This window comes from Citrobacter sp. CK199 (assembly GCF_030333285.1).
Lineage (GTDB): Bacteria > Pseudomonadota > Gammaproteobacteria > Enterobacterales > Enterobacteriaceae > Citrobacter_B > Citrobacter_B koseri.
Genome location: NZ_JAOWGF010000029.1, coordinates 138527 through 159742 on the forward strand (window position 1 = coordinate 138527; position 21216 = coordinate 159742).

Sequence of the window (21216 nt, forward strand, 5' to 3'; positions counted from 1 at the left end):
GCAGAAACAGCGAAGAAGAACCCGTTGTTCAGCCAACGGTAGCCTAGGGATAGTGCGTCACTGGTAACGGTGGGGTGCGGAGCTTCCTGACAACGTACTCCCGCGCAGGCGGCGGTTGATATCCGTGAGGAAATTAACTGGATTGGTCTAACGACATGACCATGAGAGGCCAGGCTGTATCGTAAGGTTAACGTACGTGAACTGCTGTTAAACACCGTCAGCCGCATTGAGCGTAAGTCGTTGATACGCTCTGACCAAAAGGTGGGTGGACAGGTTATCTCTTTTACATCTGGGGATACGCTGATATGAGCGCCACCGGTGGATAGGCAGAGCCTAACCGATACGTGTCATCCGTACGGAACTCGGTAAGCCCGTATATTCGCCTCGTTGAGGCAGGGGAGCCGTAAGGCGAGCTGTTGGGTATGCGGGTAAGGGAGGTTGGAGAAAGCAAACGCCGCGCTGTAATTGCGTGGATAGAGGCATGAAACAGGGCCTCACCGGAAACGGGGCAGACTTCCAACTGGTCTTAAATCGTAATAAGGCTTGTAAAGCTTATTGAATGTAAAACCCCGAGGGGCGAAACGTGATTTCTCCCTCGGGGGAAATCCACGTCCGTCCTCAGGGCGCTCTCGACAGAGCATTCAGGAGGATAGCAAGGTGAATACCGAAACGCGAGTTGAATCGCAGGCGGTATCTGCATCTTCCCGCCCGGAAAGGTGGCACGCCATTAACTGGCGTAAAACCTCAGAAGCGGTGAGAAAGCTACAGGTACGCATTGCGAAGGCGGCGCAACGGCAGGAGTGGCGGCAGGTAAAAGCGCTGCAACGAATGCTGACTCGTTCGCTGGCGGCTAAGGCATTGGCCGTCAGGCGAGTCACGGAAAACCGGGGCAAGGATACCCCCGGAGTGGATGGAAAGTTATGGAGTACCCCGAAAACCAAATGGGAGGCCATCTTCGATATGAAGAGAACCGGATATCACCCTAAACCGCTGCGGCGGGTGTATATCCCGAAGTCGAACGGCAAGTTGCGTCCGCTCGGGATTCCGACCATGAGAGACAGAGCCATGCAGGCGTTATATCTGCTGGCGCTGGAACCCGTGTCGGAAACAACAGCCGACCGTAACAGTTATGGTTTTCGTCCGATGCGTTCAACGGCGGATGCTATTGAACAATGCTTTGTGGCGCTCAGCCGGGGTAACTCGGCGCAGTGGGTGCTGGAAGGCGACATCAAAGGGTGTTTCGATAACATCAGTCATGACTGGCTACTGGCACATATCCCGATGGATAAGCAGGTGCTGGGCAAATGGCTGAAGGCAGGTTACATGGAGTCCGGTCATTACCATGCAACCGGCGCGGGAACGCCTCAGGGCGGCATCATTTCGCCGGTACTGGCCAATATGGCACTTGATGGGCTGGAAGCGGTGCTTGAATTCCAGTTTGGGATAAAGAATACCAAAGCCAGCTACAAGACCAAGGTCAACTATGTGCGCTATGCGGATGATTTCATCATCACCGGAATCTCGAAAGAGCTACTGGAGAATGAAGTTAAACCTCTTGTTGAAGCCTTTATGGCAGAACGGGGGCTGCAACTGTCGCCGGAGAAAACGGTGATAACGCATATTGAGCAGGGTTTTGACTTCCTCGGTCAGAACGTGCGCAAGTATCGCGGGAAAATGCTGATAAAGCCTTCCCGTAAGAACCTGCGAACGTTTCTGGCGAAGGTGAGGGACATAGTGAAGCGTCATCCGACGCAGCCGCAAAACTGGCTGATACATCAGCTCAACCCGGCATTGCGGGGTTGGGCGAACTATCACCGACATGTGGTGGCGAAGGAGACGTTCAGCTATGTGGACTATCGTGTCTGGAAGTTGCTCTGGCGCTGGTGTTGCAGGCGGCATAAAAACCGCTACAAACGCTGGGTGAAGGCGAAATACTTTCACACAGTGGGCAACCGGCACTGGACGTTTCAATGGCGGGAGGATAAGGAGAAACCAGCAACGCTGGTGTACCTGAAAGACACCGTTATTAAACGGCATATCAAGATAAAGGCGGAGGCAAACCCTTATCTGCCTGAATGGGAACTGTACTTCGAGCAGCGCCTTGAGCGTCGCTGGAAGGAAACCATGCAGGGCAGAAAGAAGTTGTTGACGCTTTGGCTCAGGCAGGAGAAACGCTGCCCGCTCTGTAACCAGTTAATTACTATGGAAACAGGCTGGCACGTTCACCATAAACACCAGAAGCATCTGGGCGGCGGTGACGAGCTTGAGAATCTGGAAATGTTGCATCCGGGCTGCCACATCCAATGGCACGTGAACGAGGAAAAAGATGCGCAACCGGTTCAACCCGTCGGTTGAACTTATTAAGGCTTGAGCCGTATGCGGGGAAACTCGCTCGTACGGTTCTTAGGGGGCGGCGGCGCAGTAATGCGCTGCTGCTACCCGACATTGCCACACCCTGCATCCTTCAGGCCGCAGAGGCGTTGGCTGCGTTTGCTAACCCCAGTCACTTACTTGAGTAAGCTCCTGGGGATTAACAAACTGGCCGCCTTCCTGCAACCAGAATGATTTGGGGCTCATCTCCCAGAATTTAGAAACCCCCGGGCAGAAATGTTCGGGGGTTTTTCTTTTGGTCATCTTTTTAGTATAAGATTCAGACATGGACGACGTGAGTGGCGTCCAGCTCATTGATTATGGGGAATAACATGCACGTAAAATATTTAGCAGGGATCGTCGGTGCTGCGCTGCTGATGGCGGGTTGTAGCTCCAGCAACCAACTGACCGCTGCCGGGCAAAGTGTGCGTTTTGTGGAAGACAAGCCTGGTGCAGAGTGCCAGTTGATCGGCACTGCGACCGGTAAGCAAAGCAACTGGCTTTCTGGTCAGCACGGTGAAGAGGGCGGCTCCATGCGTGGTGCAGCGAACGACCTGCGTAACCAGGCTGCGGCAATGGGCGGAAATGTGATTTATGGCGTCAGCAGCCCAACGCAGGGAATGTTGTCCAGCTTTGTCCCGACCGCCAGTGAAATGAACGGTCAGGTTTATAAGTGCCCTAACTGATTACACTTCATTCTTCAACCTGCCTCTTTGTTGGCTGCGCTGTGAAACCCCAGTCACATAGTTATCTGTGCTGCTGGGGATTTCTTCGCTTGCCGCTGCGATGCAGGTTGAATGATTTTGTGTAATAAAGTGGTCTATACAGGCGCATGTGGTCATAGGCCGGATAAGCGCAGCGCCATCAGGCGTTTTTCGCTTTCTCGACCGACTGCACGCGTAAATGATGCAACGCGCGCAGGCACTGCTCCTGAGTGAGTTTGTGCGTCTTATCAGCGGTTAGCGTTCTGACAAACACCTGGCACGGTTTCCCGGCCAGCTTCTTCAGTCGTGGGCTGAAATCAAGCAGTCGGCGTGAAATGGCCTCTGCCTCTTTGCTGCCAGAAGGGGTGCGGTTTTTCACCACGGCGCCGCTAAAATGTGTTTTACCTGTCTCATCAGTATAACGATAGAGCACCGCCAGATAATGGCTGAAGAGATTGTGCTTCCATTCAGGTTGCGCGTAGGCGTCATATTCCAGATTACCGTTATCCAGACAGTCGGCATCATATAATGGCAGAAAATCCAGTAGTGATGTAATACGCAGCACCAGCTCACGCATACCGGCATTATCTATAGCGCGAATAATTGCGCGCACCAGAACGTCAATCTGTAATTCATTAATCATCAGCTCGCATGTTTTACCGTCATGCAGCGTAAAAGAAAGCATGACGTTTTCGCTCTGGTCGTCTATCAGCGTTAATGTATTCACCCGGCGATTAATATCTGCGTTTTTGAGTTCCTCTTCCTGAATGGCCGGAATGCTCTCAAGCATTTTTTTACTGACTCTATCCCGTGCTTTTTCATATTGTTGGCGAGCGTTGGGGGACAGGTGATGCTTCTGGTGCAGCCGGCTTTCCAGAGCGATCAGCAGATCTCTTAATTCCAGCGCCGTCAGAAAAAACAACGACTCTTTATTCCTCGGTTCTTTTATTTTTAATGCCAGCGCAATAAACTCATTCGCTTTGCGAATAACGCCCGTATTAACGCCTTTGATACTCATCGCCATAAAGGTTCTCCCTAACCAATTATTAATCAGGTAACTTAATTTGAATCAATATATAATTTTGAAATATATTCGGTGTGTTATGTTATTAAAATAACATAATATGGAAAGCGTCGCGCTATATGAACGGATTCAAATAAGCGATTTTAAGGGCGAGTGTCCGAAACCGGACACTCGTTTGAACAATTATTGCTGGCGTAACTGCAAATCTAATGGTGTTTTGCTCGGCTCCCCGCCAATTTCACGCGCCAGTCTGGGCACCATATAACCGGATACCCGCGTCAGCAGTTCACGCATAATTCGCCGCGCTTCATCGTCGCTCACCATGAAATGCGCCGCGCCCTGAACTTTATCCAGCACATGCAGGTAGTAGGGCATGACGCCGGCGTCAAACAGCGCATTGCTGAGGTTTGCCAGCGTTTGCGCGTTATCGTTCACCCCGCGTAGCAGTACGCTCTGGTTGAGCAGGGTAACGCCCGCGTTGCGCAGCGTCGTCATGGCCTGACGGAACGTGTCGTCAATTTCGTTGGCGTGGTTGATGTGGTTCACCAGCAGAATTTGCAGAGAAGAGCGCGCAAAGCGGGCTGCCAGCCCATCCGTAATGCGCGCGGGGATCACGATCGGCAAACGACTGTGGATACGCAGCCGTTTGATGTGCGGGATCGTTTCCAGTTGCGTAAGCAACCAGTCCAGTTCGTGATCTTTCGCCATCAAAGGATCGCCGCCGGAGAAGATGATCTCATCCAGTTCAGGGTGTGCGGCGATGTAGTCCAGCGCGACCTGCCAGTTGCGTTTGTTGCCCTGATTATCCGCATACGGGAAGTGGCGACGGAAGCAGTAGCGGCAATTTACCGCGCATCCGCCTTTTACCAGCAGCAACGCGCGGTTGCGGTATTTGTGCAGTAATCCGGGCACGACGCTGTGCTGCTCTTCCAGCGGGTCGGTGGAAAAACCGGGGGCGGTTACGAATTCGTCCTGCGAGGTAAGTACCTGACGCAGAAGCGGATCGTTGGGATTGCCTTTCTCCATACGCGCGATGAAAGATCGCGGTACGCGCAGGGCGAACAGGCGTTTGGCGTCGCGTCCGGCCAACAGTTTTTCATCTGCGTCTATATTCAAAAGATGCAGTAGTTCATCGGGATTGGTCACAACATCGGCAAGTTGCGCTAACCAATCTTCTCTGGATGGGGTATTTAGGGTTACAATATGCGCCATTTTGTGGCTTAGCTACCAGTTAACAATTTTCAGAGGGCCTTATGGCAACGTACTATAGCAACGATTTTCGTGCTGGTCTTAAAATCATGTTGGACGGCGAACCTTATGCGGTTGAAGCCAGTGAATTCGTTAAACCGGGTAAAGGCCAGGCATTCGCACGCGTTAAACTGCGCCGCCTGCTGACCGGCACTCGTGTAGAGAAAACCTTCAAATCCACCGACTCTGCTGAAGGTGCTGATGTTGTCGATATGAACCTGACTTACCTGTACAACGACGGTGAGTTCTGGCACTTCATGAACAACGAAACGTTCGAACAACTGTCTGCTGACGCCAAAGCGATCGGCGACAGCGCGAAATGGCTGCTGGATCAGGCTGAGTGCATCGTGACCCTGTGGAACGGCCAGCCGATCACCGTGACCCCGCCGAACTTTGTTGAACTGGAAATCGTAGATACCGATCCCGGCCTGAAAGGCGATACCGCAGGTACTGGCGGCAAACCGGCTACGCTGTCTACTGGCGCAGTGGTTAAAGTTCCGCTGTTCGTCCAGATTGGCGAAGTGATCAAAGTGGATACGCGCTCTGGCGAATACGTATCCCGCGTTAAATAAGACGCTGACATTAAGATTGATGACAACGTCTGAAATGCCCGATGGCGCAAGTTTATCGGGCCTACGGCGACTGCGTGACGCATGGGTATTACCGCCATCTGGTAAAACAGACGTGGAGTTTGTCAGCAATTTGCTAAGTTGAATTTATGGTGCGGCATTGAGCTGCGCCATACCTTTTCCAGGGCAGGAATGATGAAACGTCTTATCAGTCTTGTAGCACTCATCCTTTTCACCGGCGTGTTGCTGACGGGTTGTAATACCGCGCGTGGCTTTGGTGAAGACATCAAACATCTCGGCAATTCTATCTCTCACGCTGCCAGCTAATTATTTCCAGGTCTCTTAAAAAATCGTCGAACGCCCGTCACATTGCGGGATCTTGTCTATGCTTAAGTGGCTATACACAAACAACATTGGCTAGAAAAGGAAGACGTTATGGTTAAGAAAACAATTGCAGCGATCTTTTCTGTTTTGGTACTTTCTTCCGTGCTAACTGCGTGTAATACAACACGCGGCGTTGGGCAGGATATCTCTGAAGGCGGCAGCGCCATTTCAGGCGCCGCGACCAGAGCCCAGCAATAAATGTGAACGGTACGGCGTGGCGTCGTACCGTTAATTGATTTGCTCCGGTAAGGATAAAAACGGCGAGTAGCGATTATCCATATGTAATTTCATACGGATATTGCGTTTGTAGGTGTAGACCGTTTTGCCGTGAATACCGAGCGCAGCCGCGATTGCGTTGTTTCCCGCACCTTCCATCCACATTGTCAGCACCTTTTCCTCCTGCGGCGTAAGCAGCGGCGTGGCGGTTTTTGGCGTGTCAGTAACGGACTGGGCAAGCAGCACGTCCTGAATATTCCGCGATAGCTCATGCAGCGTGGCCTGTTTCGATACTACGGCATGGACCTGATACAGCGGGTCGCTATCGGCCTGGTACTGTACGCCGCCTGATTGCAGCAAAATTAAAGGCGTGGCTCCGCAGGCCATCAGGAGCGGCGCTGCTGGCTTAAAAGAGTGGCTGTAGTTGAAAAAACTATATAAGTCAGCGATAACCAGATGAGGTTTCCACTGGGAAATATGCTCTTTTGCCAGTAGCAGGTTATTCAACCCTGATACCAGGAAAGAAGAATCAAATAAGCCAGAATGATTAAGCCAGGCCTCTATCCCCGTGCGGGTGAAATGGCAGCGGTCAATCACTAAAATTTTTAACATAAACTTTCCGCATCCAGAAGTAGGCGATGGCTTCCTGACCTCAGAAAGCGTCTCATCATAGAGAAGTCCGATGAGCGTCGAATGCGTGAACTGCGCTGCGAATTGCGCCCAATTCATGCTTTTGCAACGGCGGAAAATAAAAGGGTTGAATTTGATTTTTTCGCAGGCAAGAATGCTTTCTCACACCTCTGCTTTGCAGGACGACCTGCAAATGTATCTTTCACCGGGGACGGCCCCATTTTTCTGGAGCCAGATATGTCCTGGATAATTTTGTTCATTGCGGGTCTGCTTGAAGTCGTTTGGGCGGTTGGCCTGAAATATACCCACGGATTCAGTCGCCTGACGCCCAGCGTCATTACCATTGCGGCGATGATTGTCAGTATGGCTCTGTTGTCATGGGCGATGAAAACGCTGCCTGTCGGTACTGCCTATGCGGTCTGGACGGGGATCGGCGCGGTAGGGGCTGCCATCACCGGTATTTTGCTGCTTGGCGAATCCGCCAGTCCTGCGCGTCTGGCGAGCCTTGCGCTGATCGTAGCGGGGATTATTGGGCTGAAGCTCAGCGCTCACTAATCCTCCGGGGAAAAGCGTTAAGCGCCGGGTTGTTTTACCCAGATTAATTTACTGACATCAAACCCTTCCCGGGTCGCGACGGCCAGCATCTGCTGCTTCATCTCTTCGGAGAGCGTCGGCGTGCGTGAGAGTATCCACAGGTAGTCGCGATCCGGGCCGCACACCAGCGCATGGCGGTACTCTCTGTCGATCGCAATGACGTTATACCCGCCGTAGAAGGGGCCGAAGAATGATACTTTCAGCGCGGCGCGGCTGGGGTCGCCCGTAAACTAGGCTTTCCCTTCTGTTTTCTGCCACATGCCCCTGTCCGGGTTGTAGCCTTTGTTGAGGACGTTCAGGCCACCGTCGTCCCGCAGACTGTAGGTTGTCATCACTTTTTCAAGACCACTTTCGAAGCGGTGATCGAAACGCGCGATTTCATACCAGGTGCCCATGTAGCGTCTGGCATCAAAGTCAGTGACAACGGTAACGCCCCTGGGCGGGACAGGCGTGCTACACGCGACGACCAGAAACGCAGCGGTAACGGCGGCAACGACAGGCAGCAGGCGCATGGGATTTTCCTTAGCGGTTTTTTCTAAGTGTAGAACCTGGCGGGAAAAATAAGGGAGAAGGGGAAATAAAAAAGCGCCCTCTTATCGCGCAGATAAGAGGGCGTATGGCTTAGATTGTGAGGATGCCGATTGCCGTGACAACGGTCAGAATCGCCGCCAGACCGTAGAATACCCATTTTCCGCTTGGCACATGGATTTTCAGGTCATGCATCGCATGGTGCATACGGTGTAAACCGCACCACAGCGGCAGGACGATCATCAGGAACAGGAACGCGCGGCCAATGAAGCTCTGGGCGAACGCCAGTACGCGTTCATAGCTCAGCGCATCGCCCGGGAAAAGTCCCAGCGGCAGCAGAATACCCACCAACAGAACCATTACCGGCGCAATAATCGCGCCCCACATACCACCTGCACCGAACAGGCCCCAGAATACGGGTTCGTCAGAGCGTTTTGGATTTGGATTAATCATCCCGGACTCCTTACCAGTACAGGGCAACATACAGTATGACTACGGTGACAACCGCAGTAACAACCCAGAGACCTTTAATGATCGGCTCTGGCCCCATTTTTTCGTCTTTAACAATGATGTTGGCGGCTTTTGGCGCCAGCTCAAACCAGGTTTTGGTGTGCAGCAAGGCTGCCGCCAGGGCGATCAGGTTTAAGATCACCACTACCGGGTTTTGCAGGAAGCCAACGAAGCCCATCCAGGATTCCGCGCCATGTTTGAGGGCAAACAGGCCGAAAATCAGTTCAATGCTGAACCAGACTGCCGGAACCGCCGTGCCTTCGCGCAGCATGTAAAAGCGATAAAACGGCAGTTTTTTCCACCAGGTGGACGTCATTGGCCGCACATAGGCTTTGCGTTTAGTCGTCATGTTGCACTCCTTAGCGTGGTTTCAGGGTGGCGATAAGAAAGTCTTTCGAACTTTCCACTTTACCCTGCTGAATGGCCGCAGCCGGATCGACGTGTTTCGGACAGACTTCGGAGCAGTAGCCCACGAAGGTACAGGTCCATACGCCGTTCTGACCGTTTAACTGCGCCATACGCTCCTTCTTACCGTGGTCGCGGCTGTCTTCGTTATAACGATGCGCCAGCGTGATCGCAGCCGGGCCGATGAACTCAGGGTTCAGGCCGAATTGCGGGCACGCGGCGTAGCACAGACCACAGTTGATGCAACCGGAGAACTGGTGATACTTCGCCATCTGCGCCGGGGTCTGGGTGTTTGGCCCCTGATCCGGCGTACGCGGGTTGCCGATGATGTACGGCTTGATCGCTTCCAGGCTCTCGATAAAGTGCGTCATATCGACGACCAGATCGCGTTCGATCGGGAAGTTCCCCAGGGCTTCAACCTTCATACCCTTGGTGTAATCACGCAGGAAGGTTTTGCACGCCAGTTTTGGCACGTTGTTAACCATCATGCCGCAAGAACCGCAGATCGCCATACGGCAGGACCAGCGGTAGCTCAGGTCCGGCGCCAGGTTATCTTTGATGTAGCCTAACGCATCCAGCAGCGACGTCGCTTCATCATAAGGCACTTCGTAGAAAGCACTGTGCGGCGCGGTGTCGGTTTCCGGATTATAGCGCACCACCTCAATTTTCAGGTTTTTCATCTCAGACATTACGCCTTCTCCTTCTTATCGGCGGCTTCCGCTTCAGCGCCATACACACGTTTTGCCGGTGGCAGAGTGGTGATTTTCACGTCGCTGTATTCCAGGCGAGTTGTGCCATCAGCATCGCGGAAGGCGAGGGTATGTTTGAGGAAGTTGACGTCGTCACGCTCGGTGCAGCCTTCGTCCAGACGTTGGTGAGCGCCGCGTGATTCTTTACGTGCCAGCGCGGAGTGCGCCATACATTCCGCTACGTTCAGACCATGACCCAGCTCGATGGTGTACAGCAGGTCGGTGTTGAATACGCTGGAGGTATCGGTGATACGAACACGCTTGAAGCGTTCCTGCAACTCCGCCAGCTTATCCACGGTTTTCTGCATGAGTTCCGGCGTACGGTAGATACCGCAACCTTCTTCCATCGACAGGCCCATTTCATCGCGGATTTTCGCCCAGTTCTCGTTGCCTTCCTGGTTAACGAGGTCTTTCAGACGTTGTTCAACGCCCGCAACCTGCGCATCAAGCGCGGCGTCGTTAGCCGTGCCTGCGGTTGAGGCGCGTTCCATTGCTTGTTCGCCCGCCAGACGGCCAAAGACCACCAGTTCCGCCAGAGAGTTAGAACCCAGACGGTTAGCGCCGTGCAGACCCACAGAGGAGCACTCGCCAACGGCAAACAGACCTTTAATGCGGGTTTCGCAATTCTGATCGGTTTCGATGCCGCCCATGGTGTAGTGCGCGGTCGGACGAACCGGAATCGGCTCTTTAACCGGATCGACACCCACGTAGGCTTTCGCCAGTTCGCAGATGAACGGTAAACGTTCGAGCAGTTTTTTCTCGCCCAGATGACGCAGGTCGAGGTAAACCACATCGCCACGCGGTGTGGAAATGGTGTTGCCTTTGCGCCATTCGTGCCAGAACGCCTGAGACACTTTGTCTCGCGGCCCCAGTTCCATGTATTTGTTTTTCGGCTCGCCAAGCGGCGTTTCCGGGCCCATGCCGTAATCCTGCAAATAGCGGTAGCCGTTTTTGTTGACCAGAATACCGCCTTCACCACGGCAGCCTTCGGTCATCAGGATACCGGAACCCGGCAGACCGGTCGGGTGATACTGAACGAATTCCATATCACGCAGCGGTACGCCGTGGCCCAGCGCCATGCCCATACCGTCGCCGGTCACGATGCCGCCGTTGGTGTTGTAGCGATACACGCGGCCTGCTCCGCCGGTAGCCATCACCACCGCGTTGGCGCGGATCTGCACAAGCGTGCCTTCCATCATGTTCATGGCCACGAGGCCACGGGCATGACCGTCATCGACCAGGATATCCAGGACGAAGTGTTCATCAAAGCGTTGGATTTGTGGGAACTGCAAAGAGGTCTGGAACAGGGTATGCAGCATATGGAAGCCGGTTTTATCTGCGGCAAACCAGGTACGCTCAATTTTCATACCGCCGAAACGACGTACGTTGACGCTGCCGTCGGGGCGGCGGCTCCACGGGCAACCCCATTGCTCAAGTTGCGTCATTTCAGTTGGACAATGGTGGACAAAGTAATCCACGACATCCTGTTCACACAGCCAGTCTCCGCCCGCTACCGTATCGTGAAAATGGTAGTCAAAGCTGTCATGATCCTGGGCGACAGCGGCTGAACCCCCTTCGGCAGCAACGGTGTGGCTGCGCATCGGGTACACTTTTGAGATCAGTGCGATTTTAGCGTTAGGATTCGCCTGCGCGGCAGCTATTGCAGCACGTAATCCCGCGCCACCGGCGCCTATAATGGCAAGATCGGCTTGAAAGGTTTGCACGACATTCCTCCAGATTGTTGTTATTTCGTCCCCGTACACCATCAGATTGAACTCCTGATTGATGCGGGTTGCGAACGCGTTTCCACTGCTCCTTTATAGGTACAACAGTATAGTCTTACGGATGTGAGGGAAATTTGACGTGTTCGATTTTTTTAGCGCATCAACGGGTCGATTTATCATTGATTCTGATTAATTTAATTACTAAACCACCTGGCTTCACTTTTTTTACTTTTCCGGCGGAGCGCATTATTCCCGCACAAAATTTGTTTCACTGGCGTGTTACGAGTAGACTTCGTGCCCTTGTCTTAAATCGGAGAAAGTACCATGAGCGAAACGGCAACCTGGCAGCCGAGCGCGTCCATTCCTAACCTGTTAAAACGTGCAGCAATTATGACGGAGATCCGTCGTTTCTTTGCCGATCGTGGAGTGCTGGAGGTTGAGACGCCCTGCATGAGCCAGGCGACGGTAACGGACATTCATCTGTTCCCGTTCGAAACGCGTTTCGTCGGCCCTGGCCACTCTCAGGGCATGAACCTTTATCTGATGACCAGCCCGGAATACCACATGAAACGCCTGCTGGTGGCGGGATGCGGCCCGGTTTTCCAGCTGTGCCGTAGCTTTCGCAACGAAGAGATGGGGCGTCATCACAACCCGGAATTCACCATGCTGGAGTGGTATCGTCCCCACTACGACATGTACCGTTTGATGAACGAAGTGGACGACCTGCTGCAACAGGTGCTGGAATGTCAACCTGCGGAGAGTCTTTCTTACCAGCAGGTGTTTCAGCGCCATCTGGAGATTGATCCGCTGTCTGCGGATAAAACTCAACTGCGCGAAGCGGCGGCGAAGCTGGATTTAAGCAATATCGCGGATACCGAAGAAGATCGCGATACGCTGCTGCAACTGCTGTTTACTATGGGCGTGGAACCGCACATTGGCAAAGAGAAGCCGACGTTTGTGTACCATTTTCCGGCAAGCCAGGCATCGCTGGCGCAAATCAGCACTGAAGACCATCGGGTGGCTGAACGCTTCGAGGTTTACTTCAAAGGTATTGAGCTGGCGAATGGTTTCCACGAACTGACGGATGCGCGCGAGCAGCAACAACGCTTCGAGCAGGATAACCGTAAGCGCGCCGCGCGAGGCTTACCGCAGCAGCCTATCGATAACAATCTGCTGGAGGCGCTGAAGGTGGGGATGCCTGACTGTTCCGGCGTGGCGCTGGGCGTGGATCGTCTGGTGATGCTGGCGCTGGGGGCGGAAAGCCTCGCTGAGGTTATCGCTTTTACCGTTGATCGGGCATAAATCCGAAAACCCCTCTTTTGCGAAACAAAATGGCGCAATGAGCGCCATTTTGTAGCACATTTTTTCAATTCCCCTCTTATAGCCACAATATAAGTCTGGATGTTTGATACCATTCAGGTATCAATTCTGTGTTGATTTTTATTGCTGACCTCTGCAAGGGGGCAGTGCAAACCGGTGAGCGCCGTTTAGCCAACGTGCCCAGAGTAAGGGATGGTTTCATGAACCAGACAATAAAGAAGATGAGCCTGGCTGGCCTCATCCTGATGATATTTACGTCCGTTTTTGGTTTTGCCAATAGCCCGTCGGCGTTTTATTTAATGGGGTATAGCGCGATCCCGTGGTATATCTTTTCTGCATTATTATTCTTTATTCCATTTGCCTTAATGATGGCTGAAATGGGTTCTGCTTATCGAAAAGAAGAGGGCGGAATCTATTCGTGGATGAATAATAGCGTTGGCCCGCGTTATGCGTTTATCGGCACTTTTATGTGGTTCTCCTCCTATGTTATCTGGATGGTGAGTACTGCGGCGAAAGTCTGGGTGCCTTTCTCTACGTTCTTGTTTGGCGCAGATATGACGCAGCACTGGCGGATCGCCGGGCTTGAACCGACGCAGGTTGTTGGTCTGCTCGCCGTCGGCTGGATGATTCTGGTGACCTGTATCGCATCAAAGGGAATTAATAAAATTGCGCGTATTACGGCAGTAGGGGGGATTGCCGTGATGTGTCTTAATTTAGTTTTGTTGTTAGTGAGTGTCGCTATTTTGTTATTAAATGGTGGGCATTTTGCGGAAAATATTAATTTTGTCTCCTCGCCCAATCCCGGATATCAATCCGGCCTGGCCATGCTCTCATTTGTTGTTTTCGCTATTTTTGCCTACGGCGGAATTGAAGCGGTAGGCGGCCTGGTGGATAAAACAGAAAAGCCGGAAAAGAACTTTGCGAAAGGAATTGTTTTTGCGGCAATTGTTATTTCCGTTGGTTATTCGCTGGCGATATTTTTATGGGGCGTTAGCACCAACTGGCAACAGGTATTAAGTAATGGCTCCGTTAACCTCGGAAATATCACCTATATTCTGATGAAAAGCCTGGGGATGACGCTGGGTAACGCGCTGCATCTGTCGCCGGAAGCGGCAATGGCGACCGGCGTCTGGTTTGCGCGTATCACTGGCCTCTCCATGTTCCTTGCCTATACCGGCGCGTTCTTTACGCTGAGCTACTCGCCATTGAAGGCCATTATCCAGGGAACGCCAAAAGCGCTGTGGCCTGCGCCGATGACGACGCTGAACGCAGCAGGTATGCCAGCTACCGCAATGTGGATGCAGTGTCTGCTGGTGAGTCTGTTTATTCTGCTGGTCTCTTTTGGCGGTGATACCGCGTCGGCGTTCTACAACAAACTGACGCTGATGGCGAACGTGTCGATGACGTTGCCGTACCTGTTCCTCGCGCTGGCCTTCCCGTTCTTTAAGTCTCGCGAAGGCCTGGAACGGCCATTTGTGATCTTCAAAACCCATGTTTCTACGATGCTGGCAACGGGCGTGGTCGTGCTGGTGGTGACGTTTGCGAATGTGTTTACCATCATTCAGCCGGTGATTGAAGCCGGGGACTGGAATAGCGCGCTGTGGATGACCGGCGGCCCGATATTCTTCTCGCTGTTAGCGATGGCGATTTATCAGAACTACAGCCGCCGGAAGGCAAACCAACCCCAGTGGGCGGTGGAGTAATCTTTTTGCCGTTACCCGGCCTACGCGTTCATTGCTGTTCTGTAGGCCGGATAAGGCGAAGCCGCCATCCGGCATTATTACGGCTTACAAACTTCCCGCCGGGCGACTTTTCCTGGCGGCGGATGTCAGCGTTCTTCCAGTCTGCCTGCCATTCAGGCTTTCCAGGCGCATCTGGAACGGCGGGAATGGCATATCGATACCGTGCTCATGGAAGCCCGCCAGAATCAACTGGTGGATTTCATGGCGCAACGGCATACGGTGCCCCATCTCTGCGGCATAGATACGCAGTTCGAAGATCTGAATCCCCTGTTGCAGGTCAACCAGGAATACTTCCGGCGCCGGGTTGTCGATCACCAGTGAACAGCGGTGCGCCGCAGTCAGCAGAATTTGCGTCACCTCTTCGCTATTAGCGTCTGACGGCGCCGGGATGGTCAGCACCACACGCGTTACCGAATCCGACAGCGACCAGTTGATAAACTGCTCGGTGATGAACGCTTTGTTCGGCACGATAATCTCTTTACGGTCCCAGTCGCTGATGGTGGTGGCGCGGGTGTTGATTTTGGTCACGCTGCCGGTAAGGTCGCGAATGGTCACCGTATCGCCAATACGAATCGGCTTTTCGAACAGGATGATTAAGCCGGAAATAAAGTTGGCGAAGATCTCCTGTAAACCAAAGCCCAGACCGACACCGAGCGCGGCGACCAGCCATTGTAACTTCGACCATTCAATGCCAATCATCGAGAAACCGACCAGCCCGCCAATCAGCATCAACAGATACTTGGTGATGGTGGTGATGGCGTAGCCGGTGCCGGGCGTCAGATCCAGATGCTGCAAGAGCGCCAGCTCCAGCAGTGCGGGCAGGTTACGCACCAGTTGCGTGGTGATGATAAACACCAGGATCGCAATCAACACCGCGCCCAGCGTAATCGGCTCCAGACTTTCAACCCCTTGCACCGTGGAGGTGACATCCCACAGCGAGATATTCTCCAGGAAGCCAAAGGCGGAATGGATTTCCGACCACAGCACAATGACCGACAGCAGGGCGATAAGCATCAGGATAGAACGTACCAGGCGCAGCGACTGGGCGCTGATGGCGTCGAGATCCACTTCGCTTTCATCCACTTCGACGGCCCCTTCGAGGCTGGTGGAGTGGGCGGGTTCTTCTTCACCGCGCGCACGTTGCGCCAGCATTTCGGCCCGGCGATGCTTAGCGCGATCGAACGCCAGACGGCGACGCTGAATCAGCATCCAGCGGCGAATGACGTGATAGATAACCAGCAGCAGGAACCAGATAGCAACGGAGGTCTCCAGTCGCGCCAGCAGCGCCTGTGCGGTAGCCAGATAGCCGACAGCGGCCGCAAGGATCGCAATGAGCGGCGCGCCCATCAGCAGATTCCAGAGCATACTGTTAACCATATTGTCACCGCTGCCCTCTTTATCGAGGTACAGCGGGATACCGGCGCGCTTCAGACTCAGCGTGACAATCGCGAGCGCGCCGCAAATCAGGATGAAGCAGAGACGCCCCAGCGACGCGGAGAACTCCCGATCGTTAAGATTATCAAACATAATCAGCGCCATAATGAGCGGGACAATCAGCCCGATGCTCATCAGGTAATAGCGCATGGCGCGCGCGACACGGTTTCGGGGCCAGCCAAAATGCGCCACGAACAGACCGTTAGGGCGGGCAAAGGTGGCGCAAATCATGACGACCCACAGCAGCGGAACCGTTGCTGTCACCCCGTCGCCGATGGCGACGGCCAGAGGATAAGGCCATGCCTCCTGCAACCCATAGCCCAGCGTGGCCCACAGTACGGGCAGCGGGGAGGCGACCAGAATCGACCAGAACACGGTGCGCAGCGTCAGCCAGAAGTGATCCTGCGTGACTTTCCCGACGCGGGAGGATGAACGCTCCAGAAAACGGGTGAAATGTTTGCGCGAATAGAGACTAAAACCAACCAGCACCAGCGCGCCAAACAGCGGCAGCAGCGTCTCCTTGCTGGTAAGCATCATGATGCTGGCTTTGCCGAGCTGATTGAACGTATCCAGTGAGATCAGTCGACGCAGATCCTGAACGAGGCTGATAGGCCACGAGAGCGACATCGGACTCACGTCAGACGTCCAGAACAGGTAACGGTGAGTGGCTTCGTTGACCTCTTTCAGCGCGTCTTCCAGTTGACTATTGGACACTTTCAGCTTGGTGAGTTCGAGGATCAGCGTATCACCGCCCTGCAACAGTGAATTCAGCAGCTCGCGTTGGGTACGCAGTTGGGCGTCAAGAATGCGGCTCTGCTCAGAGGTCAGCGTTTGACCGTCGGCCTGGCGAATCTGACGCAGTTGCGGTTGTTTGTTGAGCAGATCTTCGTAGCGCATACGGTGTACGCGCAGTTGCGCCATTTCGGTGTCTAACTGCTGCGGCTTGGGCATTTCCGGGAGACGCGATACCTGCGCGCGCAGGGCTTCCCCCAGCATATTCGATACGCCTAACCACTGCGACTGTTCCCGCAGGGTGTTCAGGGCCTGACGAACCTGTAGCGTCTGGCTGGTGGCCTGGCGTTGCTGTGAGGCCACCAGATCCATGCGTTGCGCCTGCTGGTTAAGCGCCTGCGACAGCTCGCGGTTCACCTTGAACTGTTCGATAATGCCCGGCGGCAGGTCTGCGCTGTTTTCCGCCAGCAGTTCGGTGCTTTCCAGCGCTCGCTCTGCTTCTCGTTGGCGCTGGCTGTTTAATTGATTGCGTAATGCCTGCAACCAGGCATCCAGCTGTTGGCTCTGTTTTTCCGCCAGTTCGGAGCGCATTCGCGCCAGTTCCTGACGGTTATTCGCCGAAAGCTGCGCCAGTTCCAGCTCATCAACCTGCGCTTTGAGCCTGGCGGATTCGGCCTGCATACTCAGATTTTGCGCCTGGTTGAGCGGGGAGTTGCCGCTGGCGGTGCCAATGCGCCGCTCAATCTCATTTAACTGGCGACGGGCATCCGTTTGCTGTTGTGGAAGCTGGCTTAACGAATCGGCGATTTCACGGGCGCGCTCTCGCTCCTGCTGGGCCTGACGGCTTTTATCCAGCAACTGGCTGCTGACCTGGAGGATCTCCTGGCTTAGCGCATCGGTGGACATGCCTGGCGGCACGCTGCGCGGTTCGTCGCGCAAGTTATTGAGTTGTGCGCGTAGCGTCGCGGACAGCTTAGGGAAATTGTCGATAACCTGCTGATATTGTTCGGCGCGCTCAAGAGAACCTTTTCGTTCCTCAAGCGCGTTCAGCGCAGACTGGAGGGCCTCTACGGCCTCTGGCTGAGCGGGTTTTTCCGCTTTAGCCTGCTCCAGTTCCTGGGCAATCAGTTTGGCGTCGGGGGCCGTCGCAGCGTACGCCCCCAGGCTGAGGCACCAGGCCATCAGAAAAGTGATAATCAGGCGCACAGCAGCGATCCTTTATTTAACTTTCGTCTTTCTTGTCGTCAACCAGCGGGCTGGCGTCGTGTTCGGCGTTGATCTCTTCTTCCGGCAGCGGCGCGGGTTCCGCTTCAGGGGTCACGAAGAGTTCGGTAGAAACGGCCAGCGGCTGACCGATTTTGGTCACTGACAGACTTTGCAGCTGTTCAGCCAGCGTGACTTTACCCGGCGCAAACAGGTTGATCACGGTTGAACCCAGTTTGAAACGGCCCATCTCCTGACCTTTCAACAGCGCCACAGACCCTTCGCTTTCCCCTTCCGGCCAGGTCCAGCGTTTGATCACGCCTTCACGCGGCGGCGTAATGGTTCCCGCCCAGACGGTTTCGATGCTGCCGACAATGGTCGCCCCGACCAGAATTTGCGCCATTGGACCAAATTCTGTGTCAAACAGGCAGATCACGCGTTCGTTACGGGCAAACAGGTTTGGCACGTTCTGCGCGGTCAGGTGATTCACCGAGAACAGATCGCCCGGTACGTAGATCATCTCGCGCAGGATACCGTTGCACGGCATGTGTACGCGGTGGTAGTCGCGCGGAGAGAGGTAGGTGGTGACAAACGAACCGTTGCGGAACAGGTCCGCCATCAGGTAGTTACCTGCCAGCAGCGCTTCCAGGCTGTAGTTGTGACCTTTCGCTTGCAGGATTTTATCTTCTTCGATTTTACCTGACTGGCTGATCACGCCGTCAGCCGGCATCACCAGTATGTTTGGATCGGTATTCACCGGACGGACGTCGTCACGCAGCGGACGAACAAAGAAATCGTTAAAGGTGCGATAGCTGGCGGTATCCGGCTTCTGCGCCTCTTTCATATCGACCTTGTAGTATTTCACGAACAGATCGATAACCAGTTTGGTCAGCCAGCCCGCTCGTTTTCTCGCGCCCCAGCCCGCCAGGCGAGTGAGCCATAGTTTCGGCAGAATGTATTGTAGCGAAAGTTTAAATGAGTTTAACAAGGTAGCCTCCAGGCCATTGTTGTTCCTGAACCGGCATTGACGCCGGCATCCTGAAAAAAGGGGACGATTCTAGCGATGCTTAGCGTAGTTGTCAGTCGTCCATATCAGAAAAGTTTTTACGTGTTTTTACCTGTGCCATGCTTTCCAGAATGCGGTGATAATTTTCGAAACGGGTTTCTGCAATTTTACCGTCTTCTACCGCTTCACGGATGGCGCAACCTGGGTCGGTATCATGCTTGCAGTCGCGATATTTGCAATGGCCCAGGTAGTCATGAAATTCGACAAATCCGTGGGTGATTTGTTCCGGTTCGAGATGCCAGAGGCCAAATTCGCGTACCCCGGGGGAGTCAATCACATCGCCGCCGTGCGGGAAGTGATACAGGCGCGCGGCGGTCGTGGTGTGCTGCCCCAGACCGGAGTTATCCGACACATCATTGGTGAGGATCGCTTCTTGCAGGCCCAGAAGGGCGTTCAACAGGCTCGATTTTCCAACGCCAGACTGCCCGGCAAAGATGCTGATACGGCCGGTTAGCGCCTCTTCTAATGGTTTGAGGCCATCTTGCGTATGGCTGGATACCATCAACACGCGATAGCCGATGTCGCGATAGATATCCATCTGCTCATTAACGAAGTCCATCCCTTCGTCATCCAGCAGATCGATTTTATTGAGCACGATGATCGGTTCAACCTGCAACGTTTCGCAGGCCACCAGGTAGCGGTCGATAATATTGAGTGACAGCTCCGGCAAAATGGCGGAGACAATGACGATTTGGTTGATATTGGCGGCAATAGGCTTCACGCCGTCGTAGAAATCCGGGCGCGTTAGCACGGAGGTGCGTTCGTGTACGGCTTCGACGATCCCTTTGACGTTAACGCCTTCAGCCGCCGCTTTACCCGGACGCCAGACGACGCGATCGCCGGTGACCAGCGAACGGATCGTGCGACGGATGTTGCAGCGGTGAATCTCGCCATCGGCGGATTCTACGTCGGCATGCATGCCAAAGCGGCTGATGACGATACCTTCAGCGGTCTCGCCGAACAGGTTGTCATCGAAGTCTGCCTTCTCCGTGGACGTTTTTAGACGACGCTGATGATTGGCTTTCACGCGGCGCTGTTGGCCTTTGGAGAGTTTATTTTTACTCAATCGTACTGGCTCCTGGTCGCCCGCAATGGGCAAAACATCTATGATACACGCTATTTTAGATGAATATAGTCACACTGACTGTGACCTCTGAAGGGTGGAAAATAGCATGAGTGCCAATGAAAACAACCTCATTTGGATAGATCTTGAGATGACCGGCCTGGATCCCGAGCGCGATCGCATTATTGAGATCGCGACGCTGGTGACCGATGCCAACCTGAATATCCTGGCGGAAGGGCCGACGATTGCGGTGCATCAGTCTGCCGAACAACTGGCGTTAATGGATGACTGGAACGTGCGAACTCATACCGGAAGTGGTCTGGTGGATCGGGTAAAAGCCAGCACGTTTGACGATCGCGCCGCAGAACTGGCAACCATTGAATTTTTAAAAGAGTGGGTTCCGGCAGGTAAATCACCGATTTGTGGCAACAGCATCGGCCAGGATCGCCGTTTTCTGTTTAAGTACATGCCTGAACTGGAAGCCTATTTCCATTATCGCTATCTGGATGTGAGTACGCTGAAAGAGCTGGCGCGTCGCTGGAAGCCGGAAATCCTTGCCGGTTTTACCAAGCAGGGGACGCACCAGGCGATGGATGATATTCGCGAGTCGGTGGCGGAGCTGGCTTATTACCGCGAGAATTTTATTAAGCTGTAAACGGAGTGTTTGCCGGATGGCGAAGCGAAGCGTCTTATCCGGCTTACGATTTGCCTGCCGGGTGTGCTTGCGGCGGGGTGAATTTGGCGCTAAATTGTACGCTTTGCTGATAAATTCAACACTCAGAACGAAAACGGAAAAAATTGCGTTTTAGGGGGTTGCAGCAGAAAGGATTTCTCGTATAATGCGCCTCCCGTAACGACGCAGAAATGCGAATTACGACAGCAACAAATTTAATCACAGAATTTCAGATAACAGTCTGAAAAACGAAGATTAAGCGGGAATAGCTCAGTTGGTAGAGCACGACCTTGCCAAGGTCGGGGTCGCGAGTTCGAGTCTCGTTTCC

Annotated in this window: 19 protein-coding genes and 1 pseudogene; 9 read left to right on the plus strand and 11 right to left on the minus strand. The window is 53.8% G+C overall.

What is annotated here, in order from left to right; all coding sequences use genetic code 11:
• The first annotated feature begins 657 nt into the window (after positions 1-657).
• Entirely contained in the window at positions 658-2355 is a 1698-nt protein-coding gene (gene ltrA / locus OGX75_RS19000; protein ID WP_286451477.1) for a group II intron reverse transcriptase/maturase, read from the plus strand.
• Positions 2356-2702: 347 nt separating this feature from the next.
• Positions 2703-3056, plus strand: a complete 354-nt coding sequence (locus OGX75_RS19005) for a DUF4156 domain-containing protein (protein ID WP_024130803.1) — start codon at positions 2703-2705, stop codon at positions 3054-3056.
• 178 nt (positions 3057-3234) lie between these two features.
• Here the strand turns inward: OGX75_RS19005 and OGX75_RS19010 are convergent, their stop codons facing one another.
• Entirely contained in the window at positions 3235-4098 is an 864-nt protein-coding gene (locus OGX75_RS19010) for a YjeJ family protein (RefSeq protein ID WP_058668457.1), read from the minus strand.
• 183 nt (positions 4099-4281) lie between these two features.
• Positions 4282-5310 carry an EF-P beta-lysylation protein EpmB gene (gene epmB / locus OGX75_RS19015; RefSeq protein ID WP_047459494.1) on the minus strand — a complete coding sequence of 343 codons (1029 nt, stop codon included), beginning with the start codon at positions 5308-5310 and terminating at the stop codon, positions 4282-4284.
• Positions 5311-5351: 41 nt separating this feature from the next.
• On the opposite strand from epmB, the gene efp reads away from it, so the two are divergent.
• From efp to ecnB, 3 genes are all read left to right on the plus strand, one after another.
• Complete coding sequence (gene efp, locus OGX75_RS19020) at positions 5352-5918, plus strand: elongation factor P (RefSeq protein WP_012134461.1); 567 nt, start codon at positions 5352-5354, stop codon at positions 5916-5918.
• A gap of 189 nt (positions 5919-6107) precedes the next feature.
• On the plus strand, positions 6108-6242 hold the full coding sequence (locus OGX75_RS19025) for an entericidin A/B family lipoprotein (RefSeq protein ID WP_049011509.1): 135 nt from the start codon (positions 6108-6110) through the stop codon (positions 6240-6242).
• A 108-nt stretch (positions 6243-6350) separates the two neighbouring features.
• Positions 6351-6497: a lipoprotein toxin entericidin B gene (ecnB, locus tag OGX75_RS19030; protein WP_024130801.1), complete on the plus strand. Its 147-nt coding sequence runs from the start codon at positions 6351-6353 to the stop codon at positions 6495-6497.
• A gap of 30 nt (positions 6498-6527) precedes the next feature.
• Here ecnB and OGX75_RS19035 read toward each other — a convergent pair whose 3' ends face one another.
• The gene (locus OGX75_RS19035; protein WP_024130800.1) at positions 6528-7127 is read right to left on the minus strand and encodes a LuxR C-terminal-related transcriptional regulator; all 600 of its coding nucleotides are present in this window, start codon (positions 7125-7127) and stop codon (positions 6528-6530) included.
• A 255-nt stretch (positions 7128-7382) separates the two neighbouring features.
• Here OGX75_RS19035 and sugE point away from each other — a divergent pair, with 255 nt between their 5' ends.
• Entirely contained in the window at positions 7383-7700 is a 318-nt protein-coding gene (gene sugE, locus OGX75_RS19040) for a quaternary ammonium compound efflux SMR transporter SugE (RefSeq protein WP_012134457.1), read from the plus strand.
• Positions 7701-7717: 17 nt separating this feature from the next.
• Here the strand turns inward: sugE and OGX75_RS19045 are convergent.
• From OGX75_RS19045 to frdA, 5 genes and pseudogenes are all read right to left on the minus strand, one after another.
• A pseudogene (locus tag OGX75_RS19045) lies at positions 7718-8251 on the minus strand (lipocalin family protein).
• Between the two features lie 109 nt (positions 8252-8360).
• On the minus strand, positions 8361-8720 hold the full coding sequence (gene frdD, locus OGX75_RS19050) for a fumarate reductase subunit FrdD (RefSeq protein WP_012134455.1): 360 nt from the start codon (positions 8718-8720) through the stop codon (positions 8361-8363).
• Between the two features lie 10 nt (positions 8721-8730).
• The gene (gene frdC, locus OGX75_RS19055) at positions 8731-9126 is read right to left on the minus strand and encodes a fumarate reductase subunit FrdC (protein WP_012134454.1); all 396 of its coding nucleotides are present in this window, start codon (positions 9124-9126) and stop codon (positions 8731-8733) included.
• 10 nt (positions 9127-9136) lie between these two features.
• On the minus strand, positions 9137-9871 hold the full coding sequence (frdB, locus tag OGX75_RS19060) for a fumarate reductase iron-sulfur protein (RefSeq protein ID WP_012134453.1): 735 nt from the start codon (positions 9869-9871) through the stop codon (positions 9137-9139).
• Positions 9871-11655 carry a fumarate reductase (quinol) flavoprotein subunit gene (gene frdA / locus OGX75_RS19065; RefSeq protein WP_047459485.1) on the minus strand — a complete coding sequence of 595 codons (1785 nt, stop codon included), beginning with the start codon at positions 11653-11655 and terminating at the stop codon, positions 9871-9873. The genes frdB and frdA overlap by 1 nt, the downstream gene beginning before the upstream one ends.
• Positions 11656-11979: 324 nt before the next feature.
• Here frdA and epmA point away from each other — a divergent pair, with 324 nt between their 5' ends.
• Together epmA and yjeM are read left to right on the plus strand one after the other, a co-directional pair.
• Entirely contained in the window at positions 11980-12957 is a 978-nt protein-coding gene (epmA, locus tag OGX75_RS19070) for an elongation factor P--(R)-beta-lysine ligase (RefSeq protein WP_012134451.1), read from the plus strand.
• 218 nt (positions 12958-13175) lie between these two features.
• Complete coding sequence (gene yjeM, locus OGX75_RS19075) at positions 13176-14678, plus strand: glutamate/gamma-aminobutyrate family transporter YjeM (protein WP_058668458.1); 1503 nt, start codon at positions 13176-13178, stop codon at positions 14676-14678.
• Positions 14679-14762: 84 nt separating this feature from the next.
• Here yjeM and mscM read toward each other — a convergent pair whose 3' ends face one another.
• From mscM to rsgA, 3 genes are all read right to left on the minus strand, one after another.
• The gene (mscM, locus tag OGX75_RS19080; protein WP_286451478.1) at positions 14763-18089 is read right to left on the minus strand and encodes a miniconductance mechanosensitive channel MscM; all 3327 of its coding nucleotides are present in this window, start codon (positions 18087-18089) and stop codon (positions 14763-14765) included.
• 16 nt (positions 18090-18105) lie between these two features.
• Positions 18106-19074 (minus strand): archaetidylserine decarboxylase, encoded by a 969-nt coding sequence (gene asd, locus OGX75_RS19085; RefSeq protein WP_114848033.1) that lies wholly within the window; start codon positions 19072-19074, stop codon positions 18106-18108.
• Positions 19075-19165: 91 nt separating this feature from the next.
• Positions 19166-20218 (minus strand): small ribosomal subunit biogenesis GTPase RsgA, encoded by a 1053-nt coding sequence (rsgA, locus tag OGX75_RS19090; protein ID WP_104867864.1) that lies wholly within the window; start codon positions 20216-20218, stop codon positions 19166-19168.
• Positions 20219-20324: 106 nt separating this feature from the next.
• Between rsgA and orn the strand changes: the two genes are divergently transcribed.
• A complete protein-coding gene (gene orn / locus OGX75_RS19095) occupies positions 20325-20870 on the plus strand; it encodes an oligoribonuclease (protein WP_049011514.1) in 546 nt (181 codons plus the stop codon).
• Positions 20871-21216 lie beyond the last annotated feature (346 nt).

Bases quoted from the DNA above. Each gene is read 5' to 3' on its own strand.
- epmA (WP_012134451.1), top strand. From the start codon at position 11,980: ATGAGCGAAACGGCAACCTGGCAGCCGAGCGCGTCCATTCCTAACCTG.
- yjeM (WP_058668458.1), top strand. From the start codon at position 13,176: ATGAACCAGACAATAAAGAAGATGAGCCTGGCTGGCCTCATCCTGATG.
- ecnB (WP_024130801.1), top strand. From the start codon at position 6,351: ATGGTTAAGAAAACAATTGCAGCGATCTTTTCTGTTTTGGTACTTTCT.
- orn (WP_049011514.1), top strand. From the start codon at position 20,325: ATGAGTGCCAATGAAAACAACCTCATTTGGATAGATCTTGAGATGACC.
- frdB (WP_012134453.1), bottom strand. From the start codon at position 9,871: ATGTCTGAGATGAAAAACCTGAAAATTGAGGTGGTGCGCTATAATCCG.
- OGX75_RS19005 (WP_024130803.1), top strand. From the start codon at position 2,703: ATGCACGTAAAATATTTAGCAGGGATCGTCGGTGCTGCGCTGCTGATG.
- epmB (WP_047459494.1), bottom strand. From the start codon at position 5,310: ATGGCGCATATTGTAACCCTAAATACCCCATCCAGAGAAGATTGGTTA.
- frdC (WP_012134454.1), bottom strand. From the start codon at position 9,126: ATGACGACTAAACGCAAAGCCTATGTGCGGCCAATGACGTCCACCTGG.
- sugE (WP_012134457.1), top strand. From the start codon at position 7,383: ATGTCCTGGATAATTTTGTTCATTGCGGGTCTGCTTGAAGTCGTTTGG.
- OGX75_RS19035 (WP_024130800.1), bottom strand. From the start codon at position 7,127: ATGTTAAAAATTTTAGTGATTGACCGCTGCCATTTCACCCGCACGGGG.
- OGX75_RS19025 (WP_049011509.1), top strand. From the start codon at position 6,108: ATGATGAAACGTCTTATCAGTCTTGTAGCACTCATCCTTTTCACCGGC.
- frdD (WP_012134455.1), bottom strand. From the start codon at position 8,720: ATGATTAATCCAAATCCAAAACGCTCTGACGAACCCGTATTCTGGGGC.
- efp (WP_012134461.1), top strand. From the start codon at position 5,352: ATGGCAACGTACTATAGCAACGATTTTCGTGCTGGTCTTAAAATCATG.
- OGX75_RS19010 (WP_058668457.1), bottom strand. From the start codon at position 4,098: ATGGCGATGAGTATCAAAGGCGTTAATACGGGCGTTATTCGCAAAGCG.